Source organism: Rhodococcus sp. ARC_M12, from assembly GCF_022810385.1.
GTDB lineage: Bacteria > Actinomycetota > Actinomycetes > Mycobacteriales > Mycobacteriaceae > Rhodococcoides > Rhodococcoides navarretei.
This window is the reverse complement of sequence record NZ_JALGQI010000009.1, coordinates 40187-60502: the sequence shown is the minus strand read 5'-3', so window position 1 is coordinate 60502 and position 20316 is coordinate 40187. Positions and strand designations below refer to the sequence as shown.

General features: G+C 62.5%; 23 protein-coding genes. 11 read left to right on the top strand and 12 right to left on the bottom strand.

What is annotated here, in order from left to right:
• Nucleotides 1-10: 10 nt before the first annotated feature.
• Nucleotides 11-982, top strand: coding sequence for an ABC transporter substrate-binding protein (locus MTX35_RS13085; RefSeq protein ID WP_243595392.1), 972 nt, complete (start codon nt 11-13; stop codon nt 980-982).
• Nucleotides 983-1084: 102 nt separating this feature from the next.
• Entirely contained in the window at nt 1085-2563 is a 1479-nt protein-coding gene (locus MTX35_RS13080; RefSeq protein ID WP_243595391.1) for a mannitol dehydrogenase family protein, read from the top strand.
• Here MTX35_RS13080 and MTX35_RS13075 read toward each other — a convergent pair.
• Together MTX35_RS13075 and MTX35_RS13070 are read right to left on the bottom strand one after the other, a co-directional pair.
• On the bottom strand, nt 2551-3342 hold the full coding sequence (locus tag MTX35_RS13075) for an acyl-CoA thioesterase II (protein WP_243595390.1): 792 nt from the start codon (nt 3340-3342) through the stop codon (nt 2551-2553). The two genes, MTX35_RS13080 and MTX35_RS13075, sit on opposite strands and share 13 nt — an antisense overlap.
• A gap of 81 nt (nt 3343-3423) precedes the next feature.
• Nucleotides 3424-4470 carry an SDR family oxidoreductase gene (locus tag MTX35_RS13070; protein WP_243595389.1) on the bottom strand — a complete coding sequence of 349 codons (1047 nt, stop codon included), beginning with the start codon at nt 4468-4470 and terminating at the stop codon, nt 3424-3426.
• A gap of 167 nt (nt 4471-4637) precedes the next feature.
• Between MTX35_RS13070 and MTX35_RS13065 the strand changes: the two genes are divergently transcribed.
• Nucleotides 4638-4880 (top strand): ArsR/SmtB family transcription factor, encoded by a 243-nt coding sequence (locus tag MTX35_RS13065; RefSeq protein WP_374230295.1) that lies wholly within the window; start codon nt 4638-4640, stop codon nt 4878-4880.
• Here the strand turns inward: MTX35_RS13065 and MTX35_RS13060 are convergent.
• Nucleotides 4864-6345 (bottom strand): SAM-dependent methyltransferase, encoded by a 1482-nt coding sequence (locus MTX35_RS13060; RefSeq protein WP_243595387.1) that lies wholly within the window; start codon nt 6343-6345, stop codon nt 4864-4866. The genes MTX35_RS13065 and MTX35_RS13060 overlap by 17 nt on opposite strands.
• A 29-nt stretch (nt 6346-6374) precedes the next feature.
• On the opposite strand from MTX35_RS13060, the gene MTX35_RS13055 reads away from it, so the two are divergent.
• Nucleotides 6375-6878 (top strand): DUF1648 domain-containing protein, encoded by a 504-nt coding sequence (locus MTX35_RS13055; RefSeq protein WP_243595386.1) that lies wholly within the window; start codon nt 6375-6377, stop codon nt 6876-6878.
• A 17-nt stretch (nt 6879-6895) separates the two neighbouring features.
• Entirely contained in the window at nt 6896-7675 is a 780-nt protein-coding gene (locus MTX35_RS13050; protein WP_243595385.1) for a hypothetical protein, read from the top strand.
• Between the two features lie 85 nt (nt 7676-7760).
• Here MTX35_RS13050 and MTX35_RS13045 read toward each other — a convergent pair whose 3' ends face one another.
• Entirely contained in the window at nt 7761-9011 is a 1251-nt protein-coding gene (locus MTX35_RS13045; RefSeq protein WP_243595384.1) for a TetR family transcriptional regulator C-terminal domain-containing protein, read from the bottom strand.
• A 173-nt stretch (nt 9012-9184) separates the two neighbouring features.
• Here MTX35_RS13045 and MTX35_RS13040 point away from each other — a divergent pair, with 173 nt between their 5' ends.
• Complete coding sequence (locus tag MTX35_RS13040; RefSeq protein ID WP_243595383.1) at nt 9185-9445, top strand: LuxR C-terminal-related transcriptional regulator; 261 nt, start codon at nt 9185-9187, stop codon at nt 9443-9445.
• Nucleotides 9446-9449: 4 nt separating this feature from the next.
• On the opposite strand, the gene MTX35_RS13035 is transcribed toward MTX35_RS13040, so the two are convergent.
• Entirely contained in the window at nt 9450-10103 is a 654-nt protein-coding gene (locus MTX35_RS13035) for a DedA family protein (RefSeq protein WP_243595382.1), read from the bottom strand.
• An 87-nt stretch (nt 10104-10190) separates the two neighbouring features.
• Between MTX35_RS13035 and MTX35_RS13030 the strand changes: the two genes are divergently transcribed.
• Both MTX35_RS13030 and MTX35_RS13025 read left to right on the top strand, forming a co-directional pair.
• Entirely contained in the window at nt 10191-11210 is a 1020-nt protein-coding gene (locus tag MTX35_RS13030; protein ID WP_243595381.1) for an SMP-30/gluconolactonase/LRE family protein, read from the top strand.
• 165 nt (nt 11211-11375) lie between these two features.
• A complete protein-coding gene (locus tag MTX35_RS13025) occupies nt 11376-11978 on the top strand; it encodes a hypothetical protein (protein WP_243595380.1) in 603 nt (200 codons plus the stop codon).
• Here the strand turns inward: MTX35_RS13025 and MTX35_RS13020 are convergent.
• A complete protein-coding gene (locus MTX35_RS13020; RefSeq protein ID WP_243595379.1) occupies nt 11946-12431 on the bottom strand; it encodes an SRPBCC domain-containing protein in 486 nt (161 codons plus the stop codon). The genes MTX35_RS13025 and MTX35_RS13020 overlap by 33 nt on opposite strands.
• A gap of 3 nt (nt 12432-12434) precedes the next feature.
• Entirely contained in the window at nt 12435-12776 is a 342-nt protein-coding gene (locus MTX35_RS13015) for a metalloregulator ArsR/SmtB family transcription factor (protein WP_243595378.1), read from the bottom strand.
• Between the two features lie 107 nt (nt 12777-12883).
• Here MTX35_RS13015 and MTX35_RS13010 point away from each other — a divergent pair, with 107 nt between their 5' ends.
• Nucleotides 12884-13573 carry a DUF998 domain-containing protein gene (locus tag MTX35_RS13010; protein ID WP_243595377.1) on the top strand — a complete coding sequence of 230 codons (690 nt, stop codon included), beginning with the start codon at nt 12884-12886 and terminating at the stop codon, nt 13571-13573.
• Nucleotides 13574-13949: 376 nt separating this feature from the next.
• The gene (locus MTX35_RS13005) at nt 13950-14216 is read left to right on the top strand and encodes a hypothetical protein (protein ID WP_243595376.1); all 267 of its coding nucleotides are present in this window, start codon (nt 13950-13952) and stop codon (nt 14214-14216) included.
• Between the two features lie 293 nt (nt 14217-14509).
• Here the strand turns inward: MTX35_RS13005 and MTX35_RS13000 are convergent, their stop codons facing one another.
• Entirely contained in the window at nt 14510-15883 is a 1374-nt protein-coding gene (locus MTX35_RS13000; RefSeq protein ID WP_243595375.1) for a dicarboxylate/amino acid:cation symporter, read from the bottom strand.
• Between the two features lie 321 nt (nt 15884-16204).
• Here MTX35_RS13000 and MTX35_RS12995 point away from each other — a divergent pair, with 321 nt between their 5' ends.
• Complete coding sequence (locus MTX35_RS12995) at nt 16205-16882, top strand: vancomycin high temperature exclusion protein (RefSeq protein WP_243595374.1); 678 nt, start codon at nt 16205-16207, stop codon at nt 16880-16882.
• Nucleotides 16883-16924: 42 nt separating this feature from the next.
• Here MTX35_RS12995 and ehuA read toward each other — a convergent pair whose 3' ends face one another.
• Genes ehuA through ehuB form a run of 4 tightly spaced genes read right to left on the bottom strand, consistent with a single transcriptional unit; the run spans nt 16925 to nt 19992 of the window.
• Nucleotides 16925-17686, bottom strand: coding sequence for an ectoine/hydroxyectoine ABC transporter ATP-binding protein EhuA (ehuA, locus tag MTX35_RS12990; protein WP_243595548.1), 762 nt, complete (start codon nt 17684-17686; stop codon nt 16925-16927).
• A gap of 19 nt (nt 17687-17705) precedes the next feature.
• The gene (gene ehuD / locus MTX35_RS12985; protein ID WP_243595373.1) at nt 17706-18350 is read right to left on the bottom strand and encodes an ectoine/hydroxyectoine ABC transporter permease subunit EhuD; all 645 of its coding nucleotides are present in this window, start codon (nt 18348-18350) and stop codon (nt 17706-17708) included.
• A complete protein-coding gene (gene ehuC / locus MTX35_RS12980) occupies nt 18347-19078 on the bottom strand; it encodes an ectoine/hydroxyectoine ABC transporter permease subunit EhuC (RefSeq protein ID WP_243595372.1) in 732 nt (243 codons plus the stop codon). Before ehuC ends, ehuD begins: the two co-directional genes overlap by 4 nt.
• 23 nt (nt 19079-19101) lie before the next feature.
• Nucleotides 19102-19992: an ectoine/hydroxyectoine ABC transporter substrate-binding protein EhuB gene (gene ehuB / locus MTX35_RS12975; RefSeq protein ID WP_243595371.1), complete on the bottom strand. Its 891-nt coding sequence runs from the start codon at nt 19990-19992 to the stop codon at nt 19102-19104.
• Nucleotides 19993-20316: the final 324 nt, after the last annotated feature.

Here is a 20316-nt window from a genome sequence, read left to right as displayed (position 1 = left end):
AAAGTCGACCATGATCACATCACGCACCGCCGTCGTTGCACTGAGTGTCGCTTCGGTCTCCGCCATGTTCCTGGCGGGTTGTTCGTCCGACTCCGGAAGCGGTGGCGGCAGCGGCAACATCGCCTTCATTCAGGGCGTCAGCGGCGACGAGTTCTACATCAGCATGCAGTGCGGAATCGAAGCTGCGGCGAAGGATGCAGGCGTCACCGTCGATACGCAGGGCCCGGTCAAGTTCGATCCCACCCTGCAGAAGCCGATCGTGGATTCGGTTGTCGCATCACGGCCTTCGGCGATCCTCATCGCGCCCACCGACGTGGCCGCCATGCAGGCGCCCCTCGAGGCAGCCTCCAGGGCGGGTATCAAGGTCGTTCTCGTCGACACCACCCTGGAAGACCCGTCCATCGCGGTCTCCTCCATCTCGTCCGACAACAAGGGCGGTGGGGCCGAGGCGTTCAACGCGATAGAGCGGCTGAGCCCGGCCGGCGGCAAGGTGCTCGTCATCTCCACCGATCCCGGGATCTCCACTGCCGACGCCCGAGTGGAGGGCTTCGAGGAAGCTGTCGGTGCCAACCCGGCCTTCGACTACCTCGGCGTGCAATACAGCCACAACGACCCGGCCGAAGCTGCTCGTCTGGTCTCGGCCGCCCTGGCCAAGGACCCCGACATCACCGGCATCTTCGCCGCGAACACGTTCGCAGCCGAGGGCACCGCGACCGGAGTTCGGCAGGCGGGCAAGCAGGATCAGGTCAAGATCATCGGCTTCGACGCAGGCCCCGCGCAGGTCAAGCAGCTTCGTGAAGGAACGGTGCAGGCACTGATCGCGCAGCAGCCCGACACCATCGGTACCGATGGCGTCGCGCAGGCGATGGCCGCCATCGACGACCAGCCGGTGACCGCCGAGATCTCGACCGGCTTCCATGTCATCACCGCCGACAACATCGACGGCGAGGGTGCGCAGTACGTCTACAAGTCGTCCTGCTGATCCCCGACGTGTAACCCCTTCAGCTGCGGTGGTGCTCCTGGTGGCAGAACATGCCCGGGAGCGCCACCGCTCACCACGTTCGTCCGACCCCGAGGACCCGTCATGATCGAGCTTCGTCGCACCACATCGAAAGACCTGCCTGCGGGCGTTGCGAAGCCCGAGTACGACGCGGACGAACTGCACTGCGGAGTGGTGCATTTCGGGGTCGGCGCGTTTCACCGCGCACACCAGGCCGTGTACTTCGATCGCCTTCTCGCTGCCGGTCACCTCGACTGGGCGCTGTGCGGAGTGGGAGTTCTGCCGGGAGACAGGCGAATCGGGGAGATCCTCGATGCTCAGGATCATCTCTACACCGTCGTGACCGTGGACCCCGATGGCCGACGCGACGCGCGAGTTGTCGGTTCGGTCGCGGACTTCGTCTTTGCACCCGACGATCCGCAGGGAGTGCTCGACGTGCTCAGCTCACCCGCCACGATGATCGTCTCGCTCACCATCACCGAGGCCGGCTACGGCGTGAACGATGTGACCGGAGTGTTCGAGCCGACCGATCCCGCGGTGCTCGCCGACCTCGAGGACCTCTCCACGCCGTCGAGTGTCTTCGGGTTTCTCACCGTTGCCCTCGCCACCCGCCGATTCCACGGAATTCCGCCGTTCACGGTGATGTCCTGCGACAACATCGTCCACAACGGAACGGTCACTCGCACCGCGCTGACGTCTTTCGCTCGCCACCACGACAGCGACCTGGCCGACTGGATCGATGCCACGGCCGCATTCCCCAATTCGATGGTCGACCGCATCACCCCGGCAACAACGCCCACCGTCGTCGACGACCTGCGACGCGACTTCGGCATCGAGGACCTGTGGCCTGTCCAGTCGGAATCGTTCTCGCAGTGGGTACTCGAAGATTCCTTCTCGTTCGGGCGACCACCCTTCGCAGACGTCGGCGTGCAGCTCGTGACCGACGTCAGCCCCTACGAGCACATGAAACTGCGCCTGCTCAACGGTTCTCATCAGGCCATGAGCTACCTCGGTATCCTGGCCGGCTACACCCACGTGCACGACGTCATGGCCAGTCCTGACCTGCGCGAATTCGTCGCGTCGTATATGCGTGCCGAGGCTGCTCCGACGCTCGCGCCGGTACCGGGCATCGACCTCGATGCCTATATCGAGCAGCTGCTGGAACGATTTTCGAGTCTGGCAGTTCGCGACACTCTCGAACGTCAGATCGTCGACGCCTACGCGCGAATCCCGAAATTCGTTCTGCCGGTGATCCGCGACCGGCTTGCCGAGGATCGATCGGTCGATCATGCCGCTCTGGTGCTCGCCGCCTGGTGTGCAGTGTACGAGCGCGGGGACGTTCCGATGATCGACGCCGATGCCGAACGCCTGCAAAGATTGTCGTGGGAAGACCACGACAACCCGGGCGCGTTTCTGACCAACCGGGCGGTGTTCGGGGATCTTGCGGGCAGCCCGAGACTACGAGGCGCGTACCAGCGAGCCAAGCGTTCGCTGCAGGACAGCGGTGCGCGTGGTGCGGTGCGTCGGGTGCTGGAGCAGTCGTCGGCTGCTCAGATCTTGTAGTAGACCACCTGGTGGCTGGTGGCCAGCAGACTCCCACCCTCGGTCCACAATTCCGCGGTCTGGTCGAAGTAGCCCTGATGGAATCGGCGTGCACGTGCGGTGCCGAGGACGTACCCGTCGGCGTGCTGCTCGAGATCCTCGGGCGTCGCGAAGTAGTGGGTCGTCAACGAGATGGTGCCCGCCGGAACGTACTTGCCCAGCCGCTGAAAGATTCGTGGATAGAACACATCGCTCAGCGAGGTCAAGGCTGCGAAGTCCATCGGCCGCGGCGGTGTATCGCGGATCCAGAGAGTTTCGGTCGAGTCTGCGGACTCCTGATCGCTCAGTGCGCCTGCAACAAAACGCATCTCGTAGTTCTGAGCCCACGCGATGGCGTCGGGTAGACCGCCTTGCTTGGTGTCGGCGGGTGAGGGAACGTCAGGGACCGTCGCCTCGATGTTGTCCCAGGTGTCACGTCGTGCCCCGAACACCGCTGTAGCCGTAGTGGCCACCGCACCGTTCTGCGTCAGTTCGAGATACCAATGCTGGTTGCTTCGGTTGGTTCGCACCGGACGTGCGGAGATCTCGAATTCGCCTTCGGAGACGGGACCGGCGAAGTTGACCGTGAGCGAGACCGGTGATCCGAGGCATTCCGGGTGCAGTTCGATGGCTCGAACGAACGTTGCAGCAGTGAGGCCACCGAACGGGCCGACCATGTTGTTGTACGGCGCTGACGTCCTGCCGCGGTAGGTGCCGTCGCCGATGGTCTCGAGGGCGACTGCTGTGTCGAACGGATGCATTGTTCTCCCGTAGGTCTCGATCGGCGTTCGTGCCGTTTCAAACTATCCGGCCCACTCCGGTGGTGCGCATGGTGGCTCCCCTCAGGGAATGATCCGTAGGCGACGTAGCTCGGCGAAGATCTCGGCGAACATTGCCTCGGTGTCCACGAAACGATGAAAGCCCAGGCGGCGCGCCTTGGAACCGTCGGAGATGACGTCGTAATCCCAGGAGAACACGAAATCGCCGAATCCCCAGGCAGATACATCGCGGTAGGGAGTGGGCCTCAGATCGTGCTCGGCAACGATCGAATTCCACAGCGACTCCTTGTCTGCCATCACATCGGCCAAAGACATCGGCAGTGGGGTGGCGGTATCCACACCGAACAGACCTGCGATGCGAGGCCACATGTCGTTCCAGCGGAAGAGGTCTCCGTTGGTGATGTTGAACGCCTGGTTCGCGCACTCGGGAGTGGTTGCGGCCCATACCGTCGCTTCGGCCAGCAACGATGCATCGGTCATTTCCAACAGCGATCCGAAGGCACCGGGCTTGCCCGGGAAACGCATCGGTACGCCCAGCTTCTTGCACATGGTTGCGTAGACAGCGATGACGGTGGCCAGATTCATCGGATTTCCGAGTGCCACACCGCACACCACCGATGGCCGCATCGCCGACCAGGTCCACGTCTTGCCTACCTGACGGGTCTCCAGAAAGTGCTGTTGGTCGACGTTGAACTCGGGCGGCATGTGCGGTGGATCGGATTCGCGGGCAGGCGTTTTGAACGGACCCAGATGCGCGCCGTACACCTTGTATCCCTGCATCAGGCTGACGTGTTTCAGAGTGGGCGAACTGCGCTCGATCACGGAGACCACGTTGACGAGCATCTCCAGGTTGGGAGGCACGAGCTCGGCCCACGTGGGGCGTTCCTGATACGCGGCGTAGAAGATGTGCGTCACGTCCGTCAGGTGCGAGAGCCGGCGTCGAGTCTCCTCGCCATCGAGGAGATCCACCGCAATGTGCTGGACGCGTTCGCTGTCGACACCTCCGCGCCGTGAGAGCCCGATGATGTCCCAATCCCTGCTTCGCTGCAGGTGGGCGACAAGGTTTCCGCCGATCACTCCGTTGGCCCCCACGACTACTGCTCGCTGCATGAGTTACTCCTTATCTGGATATCGCGATATTGCGATGTCTAGGCAAGTAGACCACAGATCGGGATATTGCGATATTGGAGTACGCTTCGAGGGTGGCTGACGAACTGGACCCCGCGGAGCTTGCGGCAGTGTTCGGTGCGCTCAGTAACCCGGCCCGATTGGCGATCATGCGATGGCTCAAGGACCCGAGTGATTTTCCGCCCCAACTCGAACCGGCCGACCAGGTAGGGGTGTGCCTCAAGCATATTCAATCCAGAGCGGGCGTCTCGCAATCGACGGCCTCGCAATACATGGCGGTGCTACAACGCGCCCACCTGGTGACCAGCACCAAGATCGGGCCGTGGGTGCACTACAAACGCAACGCCGATTACCTGGACCGACTGGCCGAAACGATCAAGACCGATCTGTGAAGACGTTGATGGCCCGATCCACCGCGCTGCGGTTCGGATGCACAGCCAGGGCTCGGGATCGCACTGTATCTCGGTCGGTCTCGCACGCGATGGCCGAGAGGTCGATGCGTTGCAGAAGCTTTTTCGTTACCGGCCGCTTGCTGTCCCAGAATGCCAGAGCGGCAATGAGATCCGTGGCTTCCGGTCCAGTCAATAGCGCGTGGGCGACTGCGCATGATGCGGGATCCTCGAAAGGGAGCAGGTAGGTGGCGTCGTCGAACACCGCCGGTGTGCCGTCATAGGGGCCGACCATCCTGAATTGTGGAATCTTGTGGAACCCGGAGATCGCAATCTTGTACGGCGCAAACGTGTACGGCCCGACACCGAATATGCAGAACCGCGCGCGACGTCGGTAGATCGACGACTTCCGCCCGTCGAGCACAGCGGCGTTGTCGGTCAGGTACTTCCACAGCTTCGGCGCGCTGTCCGCCAGCTGCGCGGTGTCGTCACCGGTGTGCGCTTGCGGAACGATCATCCACCTGGACACCGAGTTCAGCTTGTCCCGGTAGACATCGGTGCACTTGAACAATGGAAACAGGTAGTCGGGTTCGATGCTTACGCTGCCTCCCATTTTGGTTTGTGGACCGCCGCTTTCGATCAACTCCATCACCGCGGTGGCGTCGTGCTTGATGCCCTGCCGCCAGGTGAGTGGGCTGGCACCGTCGAATTGCTTGCTCCGCTCGTACGCGGCGACGTTCGCGACCAGTTGGCCGTCGACGACCCCGATTCTGTTGTCCGGTTGTGACGCGTCGACGCGCGGATATGTCTGCGCGGTGTAGTCGGTCCTGCCCGGCCCGAGTTCAACCGTGAACCAGCAGGCATCGACCCCTGCGTCGAACCACTTCTTCGCATCGATCATTCGCAGACTCGAGCTGGTAACAGGAAGGCTGTGTCGAGCACAGTGCAACAGAACGTTTCGAGCTACCTGGGTTTTGCAGATCATCGCGATGGTCACCGGTCTATTGCTGAACTCGGTGACGAGTTTGATCCAAATGAATTCTGCGATATCGAAATTCGAGCTTCCGGTGATCGCGTCGATCCCGCGAGCGTTCTTGGTGTTCGCGCGGGAAGGGCGATTGATGGAATCGAGCACCGACAGTTGTGAGTTGGTCACCCACGGTGGGTTTCCGATGACGAGAGTCGGGCCTGGCTCCGATGTCCAGTCGACATCACCCGCCAGGTCGAAGTCGAAGATCGACGCAGTGACTATCCTGCCGAATTGTGATGCGGAGGAGGCATACTCGGGCTGTACTTCGATCCCGACGCGCTCTGCTTCGGGATGACTCTGCGCCATCACCGACAGGAAGTTCCCGACACCGCAGGTGGGTTCGAGGATGCGAGTCCACCGTTGTCGAGGCAGTGTGTTCACCAACGCGCGCGCCAACTCGATCGGGGTCTGGAAGTCCCCGAACTCGTTGTTGGGCATCGGTGCCTCCGGCGCTACTGTGGACTCCGATGAAGCTTTCGCGTGCAGCCCTACTGCTGTCAACTCTGGTGTTCATCGGCGCTCTGATCTGGGTTGCCGTCACTGCGGGGGATCAAGTGCCCGCGCACTTCGACGGATCCGGTCAGGTGGATCGGATGGACTCGAAGCTTTCCTTTCTCCTCACTATGGGCGGCACCGGATTCGTCATGATCGGGCTGTTCGCGAGCGTCGGCTGGTGGCTTCCCAAGGTCCCGGCCCAGATGGTGAATCTGCCCAGTCGACGACTGCACGAGTACTGGACCTCCGCCGAGAATCGGCCCGAACTGAATCGCAAGATGTCCGAGGACCTCGACTGGATCGGTGTCGCGACTGCACTGCTGTTCGCCTGGATATGCGTCGTTGCGGGTACGACCACCGATGCGTCGGTGAGCGTCTGGGTCTTCGTGGTGCCGACGGTGCTCTATGTGGTGGCGATTCTGGGATACGCGGCCTTCGTGTTCATGGGCAGTCGTTACCGTATTCCGAAGGACTGACTGCGTGGGGAGTGGACATGGGATGGAACCCGTTCGATCGTCGGTCGAAGGATCAGCGTGCGATCGACGACGCACTGGTCGATCTCGGCAAGCCGGCGTGGCGTGGAGCGCACGGCCACTTCGTCCGAGAGGCACTTACCTCCTGGCGTCTCGCCGCTAGATCCACTGCGCATGATCCCCCGACTGCAACCAGGCTGGACAGAGTGCGCAAGGTCGTGGATCGGGAGCCGGCAAGTCGAGGACAAGCCGACATCGCAGAGCTCGAGAGCCTTCGAAAGACGGTCACGGGCAGTGTCGTCTACGTCGTCGCTGCTCTGGCTACTGCTATCGAGGGCCTTGCGGCATGGACGGCGGATGACGTAGCGCACCGGATCGTGCGCATCGACCTGTCTGCGGAAGTGGCCTCGGTAGCGCGCAGTGCAGGGCTGCTCCAGGCTGCCTTCGATCGTCTCGGTGGCCCACCGTCGGGTCATCTCGCCAACGATGCGGAGGTGCAAGCGATGTACGCCCGGCGCACCGAAGCACTCGCCGATCGCCAACGCACCCTGATACTGCGTTTGACGGCATTGCGTTCGTATCTGGACGGACTGATGGACATCGAGAAGGAACTCGAGAAGATGCGGTGGATCGAGCATCACGGGTCTCCGGACTTCGCCGAACTCGAGGAGCGCGAAAGCGATGAGCTGGCCTCCTTGAATCTCAGCGCGGCGCGAGATCTGTTCGACGAGGCGACCGATCGCATCGGCGTGCAATTGCGCGAGGCGGCACAGAAGCTCGGGGATTCCGGACGGCCTTGACGTAAGCGACCTTTCATGACGTCACCGGTGGGCGGCGGTTTGTCGTCGACCCGGCCGCCGATCGGGCCGAGTACATCGAGCACGCTCAGTGCGTACCGAGTCCGTCGAGGAGAAGTTCACCGACGAACGTCGCGTTGTCCTGCGGGCTGTTCTGTCGTCGGGTGAAGCACCGCATCAACAGAGTGTTGGTGATGCCTGCCGCGAGATCGACTGGGCCGAAGCTCGTTCGGAAGACACCGCTGTCCTGCCCTCGTGCGATGACCGGTGCGATGATCGCCGGCAGGTTGAGCTTCTCCTTGATCGAGATCAGTCCCTCCGGCTCGCCGTACGTGTCGTGTGCGACGGCGACGAGGAGAGCGTCCATGAATTCGAGTTCGTCGGCGGCGAGTTGCGCGCACCGCAGCATGTGATTCTGCAGAATCGTGAGCTCGTCGAGGCCGAGCAACTGGTCGTCGGCCACCGACTCGCGAAGACGATCGACTCGGCTCTGCAACGCCGCAACGATGACGGACGGCTTGGTCGGAAACAGCGTCTTGCAGGCCGCCCTCGGCACTCCGGCGATATCGGCGACGTCGTCCATACGCGTCATGAAATAGCCACGCTTTCCGAACTCGTCACGGGCAGCGGTGACGATCGCAGCACGCGGATCACGAGGCATCGGCCGTTCCTCGACCGGCACACCGCCGACGTCCCCCACGACATCATCGAGGTGCTGATGATGTCCCGACGTGTCGACGACGGCCCCGAGGAAGGCGAGCACCGCGTCGGACATCACGTCTGCCGATACGGAAGCGGGGTCCACCTGACTTCGGATGCGAAAGCCGTCGACGAGGGCATTGACCGTCACAGCGAACGATCGGGCCGTGAAGGGACGGCGAAAGGCCCCACCTTCGGGATCGAACAGTGCCTCGAACGCGTCCAGTAGGGCGTCGTCTCGAAGGCGGTAGCCGCCGGCGAGTGCCGCGGAAGCAGGTCCGCGGAAAACATGGTCGAGAAGAGTCGCAGTGGTGCTCTTCTGGTCGACGATTGCCGGAAAGTAGTGCGCAACGAGCGCCGACACCGCTGCGCGAATCGATGCGCCGCTGTTCGTCATCTGCGTGCGAACGGTGTCGCGAACGTCGGCGGGCAGGGGTGTTCGGGACAGATGCTCGACGACCGTGGTGAGGAAGTCGGATTTGGTGTTGAACTTGCGGAAGAACGTTGCTGTCGACGAGTCGGCCTCGTGGACGACGTCCTCGATCCGTAGTCCCCGTTCGAGAATCTTCTGCGGATGCGCGATCAGCAATGCGACACCCGCCTCGACGAAGTGGGCGGCGGTCGCGTCGAGCTCGGTCATAGAGGCGGACTTTACCGAGGTGAGGTCGAGTGCGGCGGCGCAGGTGACAGTGTTCACTCTCAGGTGAGAGCAACCCAGGTCATTCCTCGGAGTGACGCAGCGGAGTGAGTGCGGTGTCATTGGCCGTGCTCGCTCCACCGGGACAGCGGTGGTGCCCGACATCAAGGACCTCCATGACAGTGCTCGACTTCCGCGTCGGAGACGCACCCGACCCACGGCTCAGCGCTCGCGAAGTAGAAGTACTCACGACCTGGCTCATCTCGGATTCCAAAGCCGACGCATCGCGCTTGCTCTATCTCTCGATGGGAACCGTCAACACACATCTGACGCGCATCAGAGCCAAGTACACGGCAGTGGGGCGAACTGCTCCGACCAAAGCGACGTTGCTGGTGCGTGCCCTACAGGACGGGTTCATCGATATCGACGAGCTGTGAGGATCTACTGCACCTCGACGCGCCTGGACTTCGTTTTCTTCACCACGAACCACGCGATCAAGGCGACAACGATGCCGATGACGACGTACTGGAACACCGAGGCGTAGTTCTCTACGTAGTGCCAGTTCTCCCCGAGGAAGTAGCCGGCGAGCACGAAGATGGAGTTCCAGATCAGGCTGCCGAGTGTGGTGTAGAGGGTGAATTGCAGAATCGGCATCCGTGCCACTCCGGCCGGGATCGAGATGCCGGACCGGACCATCGGAATCATGCGGCCGAAGAACACGGCGGACCGGCCGTGGCGACTGAACCAGTCCTCGGCCTTGGTCAGATCCTCCGTCCCGACGAACGGCATCTTCTCGACGATGGCATACATCCGATCGCGGCCGAGTTTGATGCCGAGCCAGTACAGGACGAGTGCACCGATCACCGAGCCTGCCGTCGTCCAGAACACCGCACTCAGTAGCGTCATACCGCCCTGAGATGCCGTGAACCCGGCGAGGGGCAGGATGATCTCGCTGGGAAGGGGCGGGAAGAAGTTCTCCGCTGCGACGGCAATTCCGGCGCCTGGGCCGCCGATCGCCTCCATCAGACTCACTGCCCAACCGGCGATCCCTCCGAGGTCGCTGTCGGCTGCGGCAAGGGAGGAGAGATCACTCATGGTCTCGACTGTACGAAACTGGCGGACCGGAAACCTCTTCACCAGGACAAATGCCCGGAAATTGAGACATATGGAACACTCGGACGTGTGAACCGAGTCTCTCGTATAGCCCCTGCTGTTGCCGTCGCCACATTGTTGCTGAGCGCCTGCGGGTCCTCGGATACCGCGGAGCCGGCACCGACCACTAACAGTGATTCCTCCGCGCCGGCGTCGACATCACCGAGTTCGGGCTCTGCGACGGTCTACGACCTGCCCGGTAGCGCAGTGTTCCCCGAAGGCATCGCCGCCGCGGACGACACCTTTTATGTGACGTCCACGTCCGACGGCGCAGTGTTTCGTGGGACCGTCGGCTCGCCGGATGTCTCGGTCTTCTTGCCGGGCGGCGCGGACGGACGCACCGCGGCCGCAGGAATCGACGTGACCGATGACGACGATCGCGCCGACTACTTGGTCATCGCCGGTGGGGCCACCGGCAAGGTGTGGGTGTACGACGCGAATTCCGGTGATCTGGTTGCCACCTTCACCAACGGGCTCGGTGCCGACGCGACATTCCTCAACGATGTCGCCATTGCCGACAACGGCGATGCCTACGTCACGGACTCGCGGAGCCCGGCGTTGTTCCGCATTCCCGTCGAGCAGATGACGGCCGGAACGCAGGACGCTCCGATGGAGACGTTCGTGAGTTTCGACGGCACTCCGTTCGCTTACGGGGAGGGATTCAACGCCAACGGAATCGTCGAGAACGACGACGAATCGGCGTTGATCGTCGTGCAGTCCAGTACCGGAAACCTGTATCGCATCGACAAGACCTCGAAAGAGGTCACTCAGGTCGACCTCGGTGGTGCGACGCTGACCAACGGCGACGGTCTCGAGATGGACGACGACACCTTGTACGTCGTTCGCAATCGCGACGGTCTCATCGCGACGGTCGATCTGGACGACGACGGCCGAACCGGCGCGGTCACCGGCGAGATCACGGACCCATCGTTCGCGTACCCGACAACCGTTGCGGCCATGGACGATCGGCTGTATGTGGTGAACAGTCAGTTCGACAAGCGTGGGGGAGAGCCCGTCGAGCCGTTCACCGTCAGTTCCGTACCGGAGTAGAGCGGCTTCGCCGCACGTGCACGGAAATTCGTAGCAGAGACCGAAGTTTCATTCACCACAATCAATCGGCGCCGCTCTGGCTCAGGGCAGGTCGCAGCTTGTCGACCGGCAAGCTTCGTCGCGGATTCGGTGTACAGGCGGTGAAACTGTGCGACGGTGGGCCGCATGGAACCCGGCGCACGCATGGCTCCCGAAAAGATCGGCTCGATCATCGGAGCCGTTTTCGGACTGGTCTTCGTCTTCGTCAATTCGGATACGTTGTCGACGACGCTGACCATCGGGGTGCGCGTCGTCGCAGTGGTGGCGTTGGTCGCCGTGCTTCTTGCGGTGTGGCGAGTGCCTCCGGCCCCCGCACCGGAGGGCGGTGCCCGCGGCGGCTTCGGCCGCGGGTACTGGGTTGTGGTCGCTATCGAGGTGGTTGCCATCTTCGGCGGTCTCGCGATCATCAACGGTCCACTCGATGCACCGCAGGCTGCGGTCGCCTGGATTTCGACGGTGGTGGGCGTGCACTTCGTCGCGCTCGCTCTGGTGTGGAAGCTACGTTTCTTTGCCGGCCTCGGCGCGGCGTTGACAGTGCTCGGCGTGCTCGCCCTGATTCTCGCCGCCGCGGGTGCCGTCGACAGTTCGATCGACACGATCGGTGCAGTCCTGCCTGGTTTCTTGTTGCTCGGCTTCAGCCTGTGGGGGAGCAGTCGAGCGCTGATCGCGTGGCGGTCGCATCGTGACGCTGCACGATCACTCGGCGACGATGGCGTCGATCTGACCTAGCGCGAGACTCATGCCCTCTTCCATGCCCATCGCGACGAGCGCCTCGAGTTGACTCAGGCTGTCGAACCGCGAACGGATGGTCATCCGTGTTGTGCCGCCGACATCGTCGAGTGTTGCGGTGGCATGGGTGACGGGCAGCGTCGACGACGGATTGCCGGAGTCGTCGGCGAACCCGTCGTCGAACGACAGGGTGGCCGGACCAGAAATTTCGGTGAAAAGCCACCAGCCGGCTGCCTTTTCGCCGTCCGGCCCGGACATGTAGTACGACGCTTTGCCGCCCGGAACGAAGTCGTGCGAGACAAAGGTCGCAGGCCATGTGGGCGGGCCCCACCACCGTTCGAGCTGGCGCGGGTCCTCCCAGATCTGCCAGACGCGTTCGACTTTCGCGTCGAACTCCGCGATCACGGTCATGGTCAGATTCTCGGGGTCTTTGTGCGAGCTGATGAACGGCATGATTCAGCCTTTCTCGTCCTGGGAAAGAAGGTCGTCGATCCGGTCGACGCGTTGTCGCCAGATCTCCTCGTAAGTGTCGAGCAGTGCTCGCGCTCTTGCGATGGTGTCCAATCGAACTCGCACGATCTGCTCCCGCCCGCGCTTGTGTTTCGTGATCACTGCGGCGCGTTCGAGAACCGCGACGTGCTTCTGTACAGCGGCAAAGCTCATGGCGTAGTGAGCCGCCAACTCCGATACGGACCGTTCACCGACAGTGACCTTCGCGACGATGTCGCGCCGCGTCGTGTCAGCGAAGGCCTGGAACAGGCGATCGACCTCGGCATCACTCAACACATCTACAACCATATGGTTGTACGTTATGCCTGCCTGTCATCGAGGTCAAGGGGTACACCGGACTTTCAGGCACCATGGTGTGAGGACGGCGATCGACGCTTTCCGGAAGGGGAGTCGTTGTGCCGATTCGACCGGCCCTGATCGGCACCCTGTCGATCGTTCTGGGCGCACTCGTGGTGCTGGTTCTCGATCTTTACACGGCATGGCAGACGCCCTCCCATCTGCGCCGAACGATCAGCGAATACGGTCTCGGCGCGCAGCAGTGGGTGTTCTCGATCGGCGTCGTTCTGCTCGCAATCGGTTCGGCTCTCACGCTCGCCGTCGCACTCCGGCACCGCCTCACTCGGCCCGCTTCCGCCGCGTCGATCGGCCTCGTGTTGTGGACCGTGGGACTTGTCGCCGTCGTCGCTGTGCCGAAGCAGGATTGGTCGAACGATTCGGCGCTCAGCGTCGGGGGCACGATCCATCGACTCGGCGCGGCGGTCGCGTTCGTGAGCATCCCCGTTGCGGTGTTCGCGTTCTCTCGCCCGTGGATTCGAGACGGGGTGTGGGCGGTTCGTGCGCGAGTGACTATGGGACTCAGCGCACTTTCGGTTGTGACTCTGCTCCCGATCTTTTATGCGCTCGCCGTCGGTGCCACCGGATCGCGCCCGTGGTACCGAGTGGTCACCCTCGGCTATGTGGAGCGGGTGCTTGTCGTCGCCGAAGTCATCGCGCTCATCTCGCTGGCCCTGTGGGTGTGGGCGGCGGAACGCCGGAGCCTCGCTTCCGAGGGCGCGCAGGAAATCAGAACCTCGCAGACCGTCTAGGGAACCGATTGCGCTCGCGGCGCGTCCAACCGCTCAGTGACGTCTGTGTCGAGAGGTTGAACGAATGCGGCTACTGGGTGGGCACCGACTGGCGGTGGTCTGTGCTTCGGCAGTGATGCTGACCGGTTGTGCGGGCTCGACGCAGGACACACCCGCCGCGAGTGAAGACTCCTCGACGGTATCGACGACGACGGTGGCCGGCCCGGAGCCATTCGATCCGTGCAGTATTCCCAAACCTGCAGTGACGGCCAGTGGGTTGGACGTCAGCACCGCACGACCGGACTTTGCGGGAATCACGACGTATCCCGGTTGGAGGGGCTGCACCTGGGATGGGGTAGCGCTGAACAGCTGGTACTACGTCGCAGTTCTGTCGTAGTTGGAGTCCATCGACGAACTTTTGCACAGCCCGTCGTTCGTGCGCGGGGTGGACTTGAAATTGTCCGGGCGCACCGCGACTCAACTGCGCCACGCCGACGACATGCAGTTGGTCGGTTGCGCAGTCGCGCTCGGTACAGGCGATGGTCTTATCGTGCTCGACCTCCAAAAGAAGGGTTCACGAGACCTGGAGGGCGAACCGTGCACCGAGGTCAATCGACACGCAGTTGATGTGGAACCGTTCTTTCCGGCATCGATGGGACGCTGAAAACGATGGAGCAGTACGGGCTGAACCACAATCTCGTCCACTGGCGCGGACAACTTCAAGCGAATATCCATCGTTTGGCGGTTGGCGAAGAACGCTCCGCGCGCTTCGCGATCAAGCAGCAGATCGAGATCATCAAGACGATGCGCGAGTTCTTTCAGCACTATTTCGCCAGTGTCGAGGCGGCGGATGCCGAGACTGCATCCACTGTCGAAGCGCTGTCGCCACCGCGTTGGACGCCGATTCCCGACGACCCAGGTGCTCGGTCGTCGGGAATCGCAGATCGATTTACCCTGTCAGCGAGCGAGTTCCACTTCCTCCTCCTCGTCGACGAAGGGGTCGCCGTTTCGCGGAGCGTTGTAGCGCTCGAGGTCGAGGATTCCCTCACGCTTGGCGACGATGGTCGGCACCAATGCCTGACCTGTCACGTTGACTGCGGTGCGGCCCATGTCGACGATCGGCTCCACCGCGAGCAGCAGGCCGACTCCGGCCAGCGGCAAGCCGAGTGTCGACAGCGTAAGGGTGAGCATGACCGTCGCACCCGTCGTGCCTGCCGTTGCTGCAGAACCGATCACGGAGACCACGATGATCAGCAGGTAATCGGTGATGGTGAGATCGATGCCGTAGAACTGAGCAACGAAGAGGGCCGCGATCGCGGGATAGATTGCCGCGCAACCATCCATCTTCGTCGTCGCTCCCAGTGGCACCGCGAACGACGCGTACTCGCGCGGAACTCCGAGATTACGTTCGGTGACGCGCTCGGTGAGCGGCAGGGTTCCGATCGACGAGCGAGACACGAAGCCCAGCTGGGTGGCAGGCCAGACGCCCGAGTAGAAGTTGCGCACCGAAAGGCCGTGGGCGCGAACGATCACCGGGTACACCACGAAGAAGACCACGGCCAGGCCGATGTAGATCGACACGGTGAACACGCCGAGCGAACCGATTGCGTCCCAGCCGTATGTCGCCACCGCGTTGCCGATCAGCGCCGCCGTGCCGATCGGTGCCAGGCGAATGATCCACCACAGCACCTTCTGCACGATGGCCAGCAACGAGGCGTTGAACGCGAGGAACGGCTCCGCCTTCTTGCCGACTTTCAGAGCAGCAATTCCGATGGCCGCGGCGATGACCAGCAACTGCAGGATGTTGAAGCTCAACGACGTGGTTGCGGTACCGCTCTCGGCGACCGTGGTTTTCGCGCCGAGTGCGAGGAAGTTGTTCGGCACCAATCCGGTGAGGAACGACCACCACGACCCGACACTCGATGGATCGCCCGCCGACTCGGCACCCGCGCTGGTACGCGAGCCCGGCTGCGCGACCAAGCCGATCACGATGCCGATGATCACGGCGATGAATGCTGTTATGGCGAACCACCACAGCGTCTGGATCGCCAGACGAGCAGCATTGGTGACCTCACGCAGGTTGGCGATGGAACTGACGATCGCCGTGAACACCAGCGGGATCACCGCGACGGTGAGAAGTTTGACGTAGCTCGAACCGATGGTCGACAGGGTTCCGACCAACCAGTTGTCGTTGCCGTCGGCGGCGTCGGGCATCGAGCGAGCGACGAGTCCGAGAACGACACCGAGGACGAGACCGGCAACGATTTGTGGACCGAACGCGGTTGCCCAGGTAGGGACACGGCGCGTTCGGGTAGCGCTGGGCGCAGACATGGATATGCCTTTCGAAAAGGGGAGGTGTCGACAGGGGTGAGCGACAGAAGTGCTGGTCGGCCGAATGGGCCGAACTTCAGAGGTTGCGGTCTAGAGGACCGTCAACAGGTAGCGCTGGCTTGCAGACGCAAGTCGACATACCGTCGAGAGGTCAGCAGCGGATTCACTGATCGAACGGTACTCCGTCTCCGAACTGCGCAATCACGCAGGGGGCGGGCTCTGAGGGATCACTGTGGAATCGGTATGGGTGCGCCTCGGCGACGCTTGGACGCCGTGTTCGTGGGCTAGCTTGAGGTTTCTTCCCGCCGACGAAACGAGATCATGAGTACCGAATCGAAGCCCCGAGGATTGGCCGGACGTCTCGTTCGTGCTTTCTGTGCGGTGGTCGCCGCCCTGGTTGCCGTCGTTCTGGCATCGGCCGGTTGGGTGGCATACGCGACGGCGGGGAAGGTGTACGACGTCGACGATGCGCCTGACGCGCCGGTGGCCATCGTCCTCGGCGCACAGGTGCGCGACGGCAAGCCGATGCGGTTTCTCTCCGGACGTCTCGACACTGCGATCGCGTTGATGGCGGCGGGAAAGATCAAGGCAATTCTGGTCTCCGGTGACGCAGACGGCAACTCCGGCAACGAGATCCAAGCGATGACCGACTACTTGGTCGAGCACGGAATCGACCCGAGCGTGATCATCGGCGACGATCACGGCATCGACACCTACGACACGTGCGCTCGCGCGAAGGAGACGTTCGGCGTCGAGCGGGGACTGATCATCAGCCAACCCCTCCATGTGTCGCGAGCAGTGGCGTTGTGTGAGGACATGGACCTCGACGTCGACGGAGTCACGGCGGAGTGCATCGACTGCAATACCCTTGCGGTGGTGCGCAACTATGCGCGAGAGTTGTTGGCGCGTCCCAAAGCCGTGCTGGATCTGTGGTCGGGTCGCGACCCCGTGGTGGTATCGCCGCCCGTCGATTCTCTCGCCTTTGTCACGAACCGATGAGTGTGACCGTTCGAGTCCACCCAGCCCATGGTCACACGTTCGTCACTCTGCAAGAACAGCTTTGAGGAATCGCTGCGTTCGCTCCTGCTGTGGGTTGCTGAAGATGTCCGCCGGCGGTCCCTCCTCGAGGATCTTGCCCTCGTCGAACACCAGGACTCGGTCGGCTACGTCGCGGGCGAATCCCATCTCGTGCGTCACGATGAGCATCGTGATGTCGGTGGTCTCGGCAATAGCACGCAGCACGTCGAGCACATCGGCGACGAGCTCGGGATCGAGCGCCGAGGTCACCTCATCGAGCAGCAGGATGTCCGGATCCATGGCCAGCGCACGGGCGATAGCCACGCGCTGCTGCTGTCCGCCGGACAGCTTGGTCGGATGCGCATTCTCCTTGTCCGCCAACCCCACCGTCTGCAGAAGCTCGCGCGCACGCTCGGTGGCCTCGGCCTTGCTCTTGCCGAGTACGTGAACGGGAGCTTCGGTGATGTTCTGCAGCACAGTCATGTTGGGAAACAGGTTGAACTGTTGGAACACCATGCCGATGCGGGTACGCACCTTCCGAAGGTGTTTTTCCGATGCGACGACGAGCTTGTCGCCCTTGCGCTGATGCGTCAGCGGCTCGTCCTCGATCCAGATGACACCGTCGTTGACCTTCTCGATGGTCATCAGCAAACGCAGAATCGTCGTCTTACCGGAGCCACTGGGCCCGATCAACGCGACGCGTTCGCCGCGGCGAACCTGGAAGTCGAGATGATCGAGAACGACGTGATCGCCGAACTGCTTGACCACCTTGTCGAACTTGATCATCGGTACGGTGCCCGAATCGTCAGTAGGCAAGGGACTTCTCCAGTCTTCTGATGAGGATCGATGTCGGGTAGCTCGCCAACAGGAAGATGACGCCGGCCAACGTGATCGGCTCGAGGTATTGGAACGTGCTCGCGCCGTATTGCTGCGCCGCTGTGACCATCTCGACGACGGTGATCGCGAACAGGAACGGCGTGTCCTTGAACATCGAAATCGCGTAGTTGCCCAACGCAGGCGTTGTGCTGCGCACTGCCTGGGGCAGGACCACCGCGCGCCACGTCCGGGTACTCGGCAAGGACAGTGCGCGAGCGGCTTCCCACTGTCCCGGAGGGACGGCGTCGATGCCGGCGCGGTACACCTCGGCCATGTAGGTCGAGTAGTGGATACCGAGGACGGTGATACCGATCTGCAACGCAGAGAACTGTGGCAGCAGGTAGTACGCGAACAGCAGCTGCACGATCAGCGGTGTCAGACGGATGAACTCGCTGATCATCCGAAGTGGAACGGTGACGAATTTCGGCCCCGAGTGGCGTACCACCGCGATCACCAGACCGAGAGTCGCAGCGAGGACGAATCCGAGCACGGTGGCCAGCAGCGTGATCTTGAAGCCTTCGAGCAGGAAGGGCAGGGCGTCCCACGCGCGTTCCCAGCTCCAGTCGACGCTCATCGACCCACCCCCACATTCTGGTCGGCGCGTTCGGGTTTCAGGCGCAGTACTTCACGCATCGACGGCCCGGATCCGAGACGTCCTTTGGCCCGCACCTCGAGCAGGTTCATGAACAGCGTGAGGATGTAGGCGATGACGAAGTAGATGACAAGTCCGACTCCGAAGGCGAAGAGCGTGTCGCCGGTGGTGCGTCGCAGCTGAGTGATCTGGTACGTGAGGTCCTGCAGCAGAACGAAACTGGCGAGTGCACTGCCCTTGAGTAGCTGAATCAGCAGGTTCGTCAGCGGTGGAATCATCTGCACCCATGCCTGTGGGAACACGACGCGGTGCAGCCGTTGCCACGGAGAGAAGTTCAGCGCCAGAGCGGCCTCCCACTGCGGCTTCGCGACGGCCGCAATGGAACCGCGCACCACCTCGGCACCGTAGGCACCGTAGTTGAGACCGAGCGCGAGGATTCCACAGAACATAGCTTCGAGTTGAAAACCCAACAGCGGCAACACATAGAACAGCCAGAACAGCTGAACCAGCAACGATGTGCCCCGGAAGAATTCGACGACGAAGCGAGCGGGGGCGCGCACGTACATGTGCCGGTTTCCCGCTGCCAGGCCCAGCAGCAGTGCCAGAGCGAAGGCGAGAGCGGCTCCGCCGAGGGTCAGATAGACGGTCGTGAGAATGCCTTCCTGGATTCGCGGCCACGAATCCAGGAAGTTCTCGATGTTCTCGTTCACGGGCGATCAGCCTGCAGCAGCGATCAGCCCTCGCAGAGCATGGCGGTGGTCAAGCTCGGATCCGGTAGCTCCTCGGCGGTGAAGCCGAAGTCCCCGACGATGTCGAGGTACGCATCGGTGTTCGAGGTGATTTTCGCGAGCTCCTCGTTGTACGCGTCCAGCAGCTCCTGATCGTCGGTGCGGAATACGGTCGCACCGGCTCCCACCTGCGGCTCGCCGTCGATCTCGGCGACGAAGGACTCGGTGACATCCACCGGAGCATCTGGGTTGTTGGTCTTCATCCAGTTCAGCGAGATGGCCGTCAGGGCGAACACGTCTGCACGACCGGAGGTGACGGCGTCCATTCCGTCCTGCGGTGCGGCGACTTGCTGACTCGAAATGCCCAGTGCCTCGGCATAATCGGACTCGATCGCTCCGGTCATCGTGGCCAACCGCAGGCCACTGTCTGCGACGGACTGCATGTCGGTCAGACCTGCCGGATTGCCCGTCGGGACCATCAGAGCGGTTGTGTAATTGAACTCGGGGTCGCCGAAGGCGGCCTGTTCGCAGCGTTGCGGAAGGATCGACATTCCCGCGCTGACGACGTCGAATCGATTGGCCTGCAGGCCCGGGATCAGTGCGCCGAAGTCGGCGTTGACACCCTCGACGGTGTCGATTCCGAGATTGCCGAAGATCTCGCGGTGCAAAGCGATTGTTGCGCCGGTCAATTCACCGTTCTCCTCGAAGCTGTACGGCGCTTCACCGGCAACTCCGACCGTGATGGTGCCGGCATCGCGCAGTGACTGCAATCGATCGGCTCCGTCGTCGGTGTTGGTGGAGGTACATCCTGCGAGGCTGCCTGCAAGGAGTGCGGCACCGGCGAGGGTGGTGATGATCTTCTTCGTCGAGCCTGTGTTCAGCACACTGTGTGCCATGCGTGGGGCCTTCCGGTTCTTGACTGTGCGAAAACCGGACCTGCGCCGATGTGCCGGGAGCGATACGCGCAACACTTCGGCCGGACCGGTTGCAGTCTTGTGTACTGCTTGGGGATTGCTTTGTCCGAACTTGAACGTAGCACGGTGATTTGCCGAATTCGGCGTGAACGACCAGCACACAGCGCTGTCTGAATTGCCGGACCGACGCGTATCGCCACCACAGAGTGCGATTCGGTGGCGATGAGAACGAAACTGTAACGATGCGTCGTTCGATCGAAATCCGATTCGAAACACGCCGACGTTAGAGTGAGCGCGCCCGGTTCG